Source organism: Peribacillus aracenensis, from assembly GCF_025175645.1.
GTDB lineage: Bacteria > Bacillota > Bacilli > Bacillales > DSM-1321 > Peribacillus > Peribacillus aracenensis.
In genome coordinates this window covers 1-5,883 of record NZ_JANZMJ010000066.1, presented here as the reverse complement: position 1 = coordinate 5,883, position 5,883 = coordinate 1, and the positions used below count along the sequence as shown (strand labels likewise).

The following is a 5,883-nucleotide window of genomic DNA, read 5'->3' as shown; positions in this document are numbered from 1 at the left end:
AAATATAACATATTACTGTTTTGAATTTCAAACACAATAAAAAAACCCCTGCTTCACAACTTGTTAAAAATTGTCACGGGGTTCTAAAATTTCTGCATAAAATTACTACTGTTCACTTGATTTTAATAGATTACTAAACCTATAATAGAAATATCAAATATGAACGGAAATAAAAAAGACTTTCAGCGCGTTTAGAAGTGCGACCAACACATCTAAACCGTTTACCCTAACCTGACTAGGGAAACACTTGCCAAAAGCCTTTTAAATACTTTATTAATGTGTATCTTAATTTATTACATATCTATATATTGATATGTCTTTATTTTAAAACATATTAAAAGTATTTTCAAGTCTTATACTTATTTTTTTAGGCACTGTTTCCTTGTTATTTTTAAAAGGGAGTAGTGTCTTTTTCCTTTCCGAAAAGGAGAAAAATAAAATGATGCTAACTGCGTACAATTTGGATGTACAAAGATACATTCAAGGTATAAGGCATAATACTGAACAAAAGTATATGATACTTAATTCAATCGAACAGTCAGTAATTAAATCTGGCAAGAGTTTTAATAAACTATTCCCGAACAAACAATACTTAGTTTTGGAGAAAATTACATATCTATTGAGTGGCTGCGGTATTTGGAAAATTGGTGCCGATAAACTTGCTGAAGATATTGGTGTATCAGTAACAACTGTTTATAACGCTGTAAAAGCAATAAAAGAAACTGGAAAAATTATTGTTGGTCGTTTAGCTGATCATAACGCTGGGAAGTACATATTTGTTTTAAAATCTCATCCCAATTTTAAAGAAATCTTGAATAAAGTCTTTTTCATTGATGAGTTGCCAGAAGAAAAGCTAAATGAAGAAATAAAAGAAAATGAGGAAAAAACAGAAGATAATAATGCTTTTGGAGAACTTACTGTAGGTCATTTTGTAGGTCTTGAAGACGAACAATCCTTTGGGAGAGTAAGTACAGAGGAGGAAAAATCGAGTTCTAACAATAATAACTTCCTTAGTTCTAAACAAGAAAAAAATAGTATTAAGGATTCCATAGAAAATGAATTATTAAACGCAGCTAAAGAACAAAAAGAGGACCAACATATATCACTATATTATACTAATAAATTCCAGTTTGAATTATATCAAACAATTAAAAAACATACATATCATGAAAAACTAAAAGATCATGCTTCTGTACTTGGATTACGTATTGGAAGTAACGCAGATAAAAAATCTTTAATCTTAGCAATTCAAGCAATATGGAAGATTGAAAAACACTTACGCAAGGGAGGAATAATTAAAAAATCTATTCCTGCAATGTTTTCCGATCTCTACTCTGACTTACTAAAATATCCACGTTCACATAACAAATCAAAATCAGATGAATCACAATCTTCCAGTATTGCATTTGTTAATTGGTTGGATAAAGATTTAAGCAAATTATCTATTGAAAAACCGATTCAAGAATCAGTGCCAGCCATTATTGCCCCTGATTATGTTTCGTCATCTGAAGAATTGGATTCAATGGGTATATATTAACGATCCCCTTTATTATCTCTAAGAGCCATTTTTACGCCGGGAAATAAAGGAGTTAATATTTAATTGCCTACCTTGCTTAAAGTCGCTTAAATCCTGAATTTTAAGATGTTAACACTTATAAACTTTTAACTTAACTACATTAAATCGTGAAAGAACCTATATAAATCGAACGAATGTACCTGTTGAACGGGTATTTATTGTTGGAGAGCAATTCTTAATACTTAGACAAGATTCATATAGAAGTGTCAAATTTGAACATATTCAAGGTTTTAACTTGAATAAAGAAAAGGTTATATAATTAATTGGGATGTATATCGGCTTGTACGACCCAGGTAACATTATCTAAATGCTCTTTAAAAGCCATATAAGCCCCTCTAAGTGACTTTAATTCATTTATGGTATTAAATTAGCAAGGAAGTATATTAAACGCTTAAACGAGTTACTTCGAGCTTCTTCGATAGATTTCATAAAAGTCTTTGTCTAACAATCAAAAGTTATTATTATTCATAGTTTGCACAAACGTTTCTCCTAAATAAAATGTTATCCTAAAGGCTAAGGCAGGGTTAACCCTGCGAACATGTCTTTAGTACATATAGCTTCAAACATACCTTTTAATGAAAAATATTAATACTAATAATTATAAATACTGTTCGGGAATCAGTTCAAAAATGTTCGTGTTTTTCTCCCTTTACACTTACAAACACACTTGCAAGTGTGTTTTGTTGTGCATAAAAAAACGCCTATCTAATTTTAATAGACGAATTTTTTTATTAGTTTTTTTATATTATTTTCGCCTTCCAAAATCAATGGTGGATGAACCGATTGCACCGAGTGAAAAAATAATAACGACAATGCCCAGGACGAATTGAATTAAAATAAATGCGAATGAAACTGTAAAGGTCAACAATTTTAACAAAATATAGATTGAAAATCTCAATGTGCTTAATAAAGCTCTCATAGATGTTTTCATAATAGTCCCCTCCTTTACAGTTCCATTTCGTCTATTTGTCTTTCCTTCCTTTTTTCTTGAACCCTGCCTGTTTCTTTACTAGCCATATTTTTTACAATACCCAAATCAGATGTTGTTTGAACACTGTTCCTTGTATCGTCAATGTCAATTCGGTCCGGTACTCCATCATTATCTAAATCCCTTTCCTTTGTTCTTTGTAAATAGCTATCCCTTAATTCTCGGTCTCTTTTTATTGTCAGATCTAATGTATCGGAGCCTAATCTCTTTTCTATTTCTTTAGGCTGGATTGCTGCCACGTTCTTTAAAAATCTTTGCTTATATTTAGATTCAAACAGTCTTTCGTAAGAAGGAAATTCTACTGTATTAAAATCATATTGCTTTAATGTGTTTTCAGGTATATTTTCTAATTCAGCTAATCTTGCTGGATCAATGTCATATACAATATTACCGCCAGAATCTTTATATATAACTTCACAATAATGTTGCTGAAATTCGCATAATTTTTTATAAGCAAGTTCAATGTTATCTTCTTCCGTTCCTCGAACTCTCTCAATACGCTCATTTTTTTCAAACTTTTTTTCAGGCAAGATTAAAAACACTCCTTTCTTTTTATTTTTATGGTCGATACTTTAAAGTATCACCTTGACAGTTGTTTAGTACGATTTTTGTCTTGATTCTTATTATCTTCTTTCAATTTTGTATCTATTTCTTTAACAGCACGTAATGAATATTCTTGAGGTTTTACAGCTTTATTTTGACTTTGTTCTGCTGGTTTCTCTTTTTGATTTTGAGGTTGGATTTGTTTTCCTTTTCCAATCTTATTTTCAGGATTTTCTCTTTGGCCTTGCTTCATTTTTTCTAGATTATCTTCAACGTTGCTTAAAGTGTCCATATGAATTTTTCCTTTTGGAGTATCACCCAAATTAGATGTATCCATATTTTCATGGTACAGCTTACTTACTTTACTTATTGATTCATCCGAAAACGATTCTGCTAGTTTATCAAAATATTTCGATTCTTTATGAGATGAGCTGTCAGCATAAAAATTATCTAAACCTTCTATTTGCACTTTATTTAATTGTTTAAATAAATCTTTTTCTTTAGGAGTTAATTGTTTATAAATATGATCTAGTTGTTGTTCTTTTGAATCAAACTCTTTTATTAATGGTTTATCAGTCATATCTTTGTCAATTTTCTTTTCTCCAATAAATTGAGAATCTAACGCTTTTAAATGCAAAAAATCCTTATGAGCTTGTGGATCAACTTCTTTTAAATGATTCAAAAATTTTTCATTATTCCATTCAACTTTATTGCTGGATAATCCGTAATTTTCTTGTAGGACTAATGCTTCAGCATATGCAGCGATTGGTTCTATATTTTTAATCTTATCACTTGGTTCAATTTCTAAGTCTTTTTCAACATTCTTTCCCTTTTTTACTTCTAAATTTTTACTCTTTTTTTCCACAATATTTTTTAAAGACTTTTCAATAACATTTGCATCTTTAGCAGAAAAGAAGAATGAAAAGTCATCCTTTTCATTTTTGACAACAGAGAAGTCAACACCTAGCTTTTTAAATTCTTTGACATAATCATTCATTTGTTCTTTATTCACGTTATCATCTAATGCCATTACGCCTTCTTTATGTTTTTTTACTAAGTCTTTTATTCTTTGTTGACCTTCTTTGGTATTGTCTTTGATAATATATTCTCGATTTTCCGAGTTTTTTTCAAACAGTCGAGATATAGATTCCAGTATTTTTAATAATACTTCCCCTGAAAGTTTCGTACCTTGAACTACAATTTCCATCCCCACATGTGTAAGTTCATCTGCATTCGCCATTCTTTCCACCGTCCTTTTTTCTTGTAGTTATTCCTTTTAATTATACCATATTTTGGATGTAAATGATATAATTATCTAACACTAAATATGGGCGAAAAGGAAAGGGCAAGCTACGGGAGTGTGACCACACTCCCCAAAAACTACGTTTTTGACTTGGTAGGAGATTCCTACAACCTTTACAAATATAAATGCTGTTGTTTTTCCAAAACAAACAGCAATATTTGTTGTCGCTTCGCTCGAAATTTATGTAAAAGGTTAGGTGAAAAATTAATGGCTAGAATAAAAACTGATTTAAAAATTTCTCTTTCCAATGAGGATAAAGAATATATAAAAAAAAAGTCTGATGTATTAGGTTTTAAAACTGTCTCTGCATTTTTAATTGAGAGTGCAAAAAGCCATTTTAGATTAAATTTAGATATGAGCGTTTACAGGAATTTAGCAAGAGAAATTAATTACATTGGAAAAAATATAAATAGCTTAATCCGTAGGATTAATACTGACGGAATTTATTCAGATAGTGACATTGATTTTTTAAAAACAAATCAAAAAATAATTATTGATCTTTTGAATAAAGAATATGATAGACTTCTCAACTTGAAGAAGAATTTTAACAGTGAAAATTTAAGTTTAAATGACAAGGAAAATTTAATAAAAGCATTGCAACAAAATCAATTAGAAGTACCAAAAAAGGTTGTTTTAGAGGAAGTATATGAACAAATAAAAGACGACATTATTTATATTGTTAGTGAAATCGAAAAGTCACCGAAACAGGATAAAGATATTGAGGATTATGTTTGGGAGTATTTATATGGAGACACAACTTTTTCACTGGATGATGAAAGGCTTATTAAATTTGCAAATGACATATTTATATATACTCAAAAATTGAAAATGAAACTTGCAAAATTAGATAATATTTTTGATGATGATGATTGGTTTTCATTTAAAGAAATATTAGATGAATACGAAGTTTATTAAGTGGATTTTTTAAGGAGGTATCCATGTGTCAATTGTCAAAATACAACAAGTAAAAGACCTGAAAGCTGTAATAAAATATAGCCTTCAGGAACACAAAACAAATGAAGAATTGGTAACCTCTTATGAATGTGATGTTGAAACAATTGAAAGGGATTTCAAACTTACTTTACTTGATTACAATGAAAAAAATAATAGTAACAAAAATGTATCAGCAAGAATGATAATTCAATCCTTTGATAGTGATGATAATTTAACGCCTGAACAAGCACATCAATATGGTGTTGAATTAGCAGAGAATTACTTCAAAGGTAAACATCAATACACTGTTATTACCCATATAGAAACAGAGAATCTTCATAACCATATTATTTTTAATTCGATTAACTTTGAGGATTTAAAAATGTTTGATAGCAACAGGCAACATTCACTGTATGATTTAAGAAGGGAAAATGACAAAGTATCAAAAGAACATGGCTTATCTATTATTGAACCGGAAGGAAAGAAAAAGAATAAATCTTTAGCGTTTAATGAGTATGTTTTACGGGCTAATAAGAAATC

6 protein-coding genes are annotated in these 5,883 nt (G+C 29.6%); 3 read left to right on the top strand and 3 right to left on the bottom strand.

Annotated elements, in window-relative coordinates; all coding sequences use genetic code 11:
• Positions 1–439: 439 nt before the first annotated feature.
• A complete protein-coding gene (locus tag N0M92_RS28735; RefSeq protein WP_260288976.1) occupies positions 440–1,537 on the top strand; it encodes a helix-turn-helix domain-containing protein in 1,098 nt (365 codons plus the stop codon).
• A 784-nt stretch (positions 1,538–2,321) separates the two neighbouring features.
• On the opposite strand, the gene N0M92_RS28730 is transcribed toward N0M92_RS28735, so the two are convergent.
• Genes N0M92_RS28730 through N0M92_RS28720 form a run of 3 tightly spaced genes read right to left on the bottom strand, consistent with a single transcriptional unit; the run spans position 2,322 to position 4,347 of the window.
• A complete protein-coding gene (locus tag N0M92_RS28730; RefSeq protein WP_260288975.1) occupies positions 2,322–2,507 on the bottom strand; it encodes a hypothetical protein in 186 nt (61 codons plus the stop codon).
• 14 nt (positions 2,508–2,521) lie between these two features.
• On the bottom strand, positions 2,522–3,094 hold the full coding sequence (locus N0M92_RS28725; RefSeq protein ID WP_260288974.1) for a hypothetical protein: 573 nt from the start codon (positions 3,092–3,094) through the stop codon (positions 2,522–2,524).
• Positions 3,095–3,144: 50 nt separating this feature from the next.
• A complete protein-coding gene (locus N0M92_RS28720; protein WP_260288973.1) occupies positions 3,145–4,347 on the bottom strand; it encodes a PcfB family protein in 1,203 nt (400 codons plus the stop codon).
• Between the two features lie 270 nt (positions 4,348–4,617).
• Here N0M92_RS28720 and N0M92_RS28715 point away from each other — a divergent pair, with 270 nt between their 5' ends.
• Entirely contained in the window at positions 4,618–5,325 is a 708-nt protein-coding gene (locus tag N0M92_RS28715; RefSeq protein ID WP_260288972.1) for a hypothetical protein, read from the top strand.
• 25 nt (positions 5,326–5,350) lie between these two features.
• Positions 5,351–5,883 (top strand): relaxase/mobilization nuclease domain-containing protein (locus N0M92_RS28710; RefSeq protein ID WP_260288971.1); only part of this gene is annotated, 533 nt, incomplete at its 3' end.

Coding starts and splice junctions, on each gene's coding strand:
- N0M92_RS28735 (WP_260288976.1), top strand. CDS start 440: ATGATGCTAACTGCGTACAATTTGGATGTACAAAGATACATTCAAGGT.
- N0M92_RS28730 (WP_260288975.1), bottom strand. CDS start 2,507: ATGAAAACATCTATGAGAGCTTTATTAAGCACATTGAGATTTTCAATC.
- N0M92_RS28720 (WP_260288973.1), bottom strand. CDS start 4,347: ATGGCGAATGCAGATGAACTTACACATGTGGGGATGGAAATTGTAGTT.
- N0M92_RS28715 (WP_260288972.1), top strand. CDS start 4,618: ATGGCTAGAATAAAAACTGATTTAAAAATTTCTCTTTCCAATGAGGAT.